The 3,297-nt window shown below is 73.8% G+C and carries 3 protein-coding genes; all 3 read left to right on the top strand.

Annotated features, from left to right (window positions below):
* Positions 1–130 precede the first annotated feature (130 nt).
* Complete coding sequence (locus tag AC13HU_RS34580) at positions 131–1,333, top strand: MFS transporter (RefSeq protein ID WP_483045953.1); 1,203 nt, start codon at positions 131–133, stop codon at positions 1,331–1,333.
* A gap of 52 nt (positions 1,334–1,385) precedes the next feature.
* Positions 1,386–1,823, top strand: coding sequence for a nuclear transport factor 2 family protein (locus AC13HU_RS34585; protein ID WP_483045954.1), 438 nt, complete (start codon positions 1,386–1,388; stop codon positions 1,821–1,823).
* A 27-nt stretch (positions 1,824–1,850) separates the two neighbouring features.
* Positions 1,851–3,297: excinuclease ABC subunit UvrA (locus tag AC13HU_RS34590; protein WP_483045955.1), on the top strand; the 1,447-nt coding region annotated here is incomplete at its 3' end.

Here is a 3,297-nt window from a genome sequence, read left to right on the forward strand (position 1 = left end):
GGGGCGCGGGCCCGCCGGGAGCCTGCGGTCCTGGCCGGTGGGGCGGCTCGGCGGCCGATTGGCGGGTTGTCGGCATAAGTAGACAGAGTATCGGTAGCCGACCATCATGCCCACTCGGCAGGCTGCTGATATGACCCAGACCGCCGACACGGCAGCACCCCGACCGGACTCCGCCGGCCCCCCGGCGCCGGCCTTTGCCCGTACCACCTGGCAGCGGATGCGCGTATGGGGCATCGCGCACGCCGTCGACGACCTCTACCAGGGCCTGGTGCCGGCGACCGTGCCGTACTTCGTCCTCGACCGGCACTACGGGTACGTCGCCGCGTCCGGCCTCACCCTCGCCGCCACGCTGGGCAGTTCGGTGCCACAGCCGTTCATCGGGCTGGCGGTGGACCGGATGCGGCTGGGCTGGCTCGCGGGCGCGGGGGTGGCCATCGCCGGGATCTGCCTCGGCCTGTCGGGGCTGGTCCCGTCGTATGCCGCCGTGTGGTGCCTGATCATGCTCTCCGGGCTCGGCATCGCCATGTTCCACCCGGCCGCGGGGAAGTCCGCGCGCGAGGACGCCGGGGACAGCGCCGCCGCGATGAGCGTCTTCGCGGCCGGCGGCAGCGTCGGCTTCGTCCTCGCGCCGGTCCTCGCCACACCCGCGCTGATCGCGTGGGGCGTCGGCGCCACCGCCCTGTTCATCCCGCCGGCCGTCCTCACCGCGTACGTACTGCTGCGCCACCGCGAGCGGCACGCCGTACCCGCGTCGGCGGCGGGCCGCACCGGGGTGGACCGCTGGGGGCCGTTCGCCGCGCTGACCGGTGTCGAAGTGGTGCGCTCGGTGGCCTTCTTCGGGGTCAACACGTTCATCGAGCTGTACTGGATCAGGCATCTGCACGCCTCCCGGGGGCTGGCCGGGGCCGCGCTCACCGGCTTCCTCGCCGGCGGGGTCGGCGGGACCCTGCTGGGCGGGCGGATCGCCGACCGGATCGGCATGGTCCGCACGGTGCAACTCGGCGGCGCGCTCGCGCTGCCCATGCTCGGCGGGCTCCTGCTCACCCCGGGGAGTATCGCGCCGCTGCTCTTCGCGGTCCTCACCGGCGTCTGCCTCAACCTCCCCTTCGCCGTGCTCGTCAAACTCGGCCAGGACTACCTCCCCACCCGCCCCGGCACCGCGGCCGGCGTCACCCTCGGGCTCGGCGTCAGCGTCGGCGGCCTGCTCTCCCCGATCCTCGGCCTCATCGCCGGCGCCCACGGCCCGCGCGGCGCCCTCACTGCCCTCCTCGTCATCCCGCCCCTCGCCCTGGCCCTCGGCCTCCTCCTCCCCGAGCCGTCGCGGATGCGGTGAGCCCGCGGGTCCGCTTGACCTCAAGCCGGCTTGAGGTTGGAGGATCGGCTCCATGGACACCGACTTGGACATGCAGACCGCCGTCGCCACCCACGTGAGCCGCTACTTCCGTTCGCTCGACGAGCGACGGTTCGACGCCGGGTGGGGCGCCGCGTTCTTCACCGCGGACGCGCGGACGGAAGTCCCGGTAGGAGCGGTACGGGGAAGGGAAGCGATCGCCGCGCAGACGGCGGAAGCCCTGGGCCGGTTCGACCGGACCCAGCACATGTCGACGGACGTACTGGTGACGGGTTCCGGGGACGGCACCACCGCCGACGCGTCGTGGAACGCGTTGATGACGCACATCCACCCGGACGGCCGGATCTTCACCGTCGGCGGGCGGTGCCGTGCGGCGCTGCGGCGGACGGCGGACGGCTGGCGGTTCGACGAACTGGCCATCACCCCGGTGTGGACCGCCGGCGAGCCCCCTCGGCTCCCGCCGCGGGCATGACCGCGCCGCCGGTGGGACAGTGGAGCCGTGGGCAATGATCACGGTGCCGCCTCCGACCCGTTCGTGCGGGTCAGGGGCGCGCGGGTGCACAACCTGGACGGGGTGGACGTCGACGTTCCGCGTGACGCGCTGACCGTCTTCACCGGGGTCTCCGGGTCCGGCAAGTCGTCGCTGGCGTTCGGCACCCTCTACGCCGAGGCCCAGCGGCGGTACTTCGAGTCGGTCGCGCCCTACGCCCGCCGGCTGATCCAGCAGGTGGGCGCGCCGAAGGTCGAGGAGATCACCGGGCTGCCGCCGGCCGTCGCGCTCCAGCAGCGGCGCGGCACGCCGAGTTCGCGCTCGTCGGTGGGCACCGTGACGACGCTGTCGAACCTGCTGCGGATGCTGTTCTCGCGCGCCGGGTCGTACCCGCCGGGCACGGCCGAGCGGCTGGACTCGGACGCGTTCTCGCCGAACACCGCGATCGGCGCGTGCCCGGAGTGCCACGGCCTGGGCACGGTGCACCGGGTCACCGAGTCCTCGCTCGTCCCCGATCCGTCGCTGAGCATCCGCGAGCACGCGATCGCCGCGTGGCCGGGCGCGTGGCAGGGCAAGAACCTGCGCGACGTGGTGGACGCGCTCGGCTACGACATCGACCGGCCGTGGCGGGAGTTGCCGCAGGCGGACCGGGACTGGCTGCTGTTCACCGACGAGCAGCCGGTGGTGACCGTGCACCCGGTGCGCGAGGCCGGGCGGATCCAACGGCCGTACGAGGGAAAGTTCATGAGCGCGCGGCGATATGTGATGCGCGCGTTCTCCGAGTCGAAGAGCCCCGCCACCAGGCGGCGCGTGCAGCGCCATCTGGAGAGCGCGGTGTGCCCGGTGTGCGGTGGCAAGCGGCTGCGGCCCGAGGCGCTGGCGGTGACCTTCGCGGGCCGCGACATCGCGGAGTTGGCCGGGCTGCCGCTGACCGACCTCGCCGAGGTGCTGCGGAAGACCGCCGGGTTGGCGGCGCCGGGCGCGGCGGTCGCCTCGGCCGGTTCCGGCGAGGCCACCGAGGCCGCGGTGTCCCTCGCCCAGGACCTGGTGGCCCGGATCGAGGTGCTGGTCGGCCTGGGCCTCGGCTACCTCGGCATGGACCGCCCGGCGCCGACGCTCTCGCCCGGGGAGTTGCAACGGCTGCGGCTGGCAACGCAGTTGCGCTCGGGGCTGTTCGGTGTCGTCTACGTGCTCGACGAGCCCTCGGCCGGGCTGCATCCGGCGGACACGGAGCCGCTGTTGACGGTCCTGGACCGGCTACGGGCGGAGGGCAACACGCTGTTCGTGGTGGAGCACGACATGGATGTGGTGCGCCGCGCGGACTGGGTGGTCGACGTGGGTCCGGGCGCCGGTGAGCAGGGCGGGCGGGTGCTCTACAGCGGGCCGGTGCCGGGGCTGGCGGAGGTGGCGGAGTCGGCCACCTCGGCGTACCTGTTCGGGGACGGGGACGCGGACG

Source organism: Streptomyces sp. NH27, assembly GCF_056859195.1.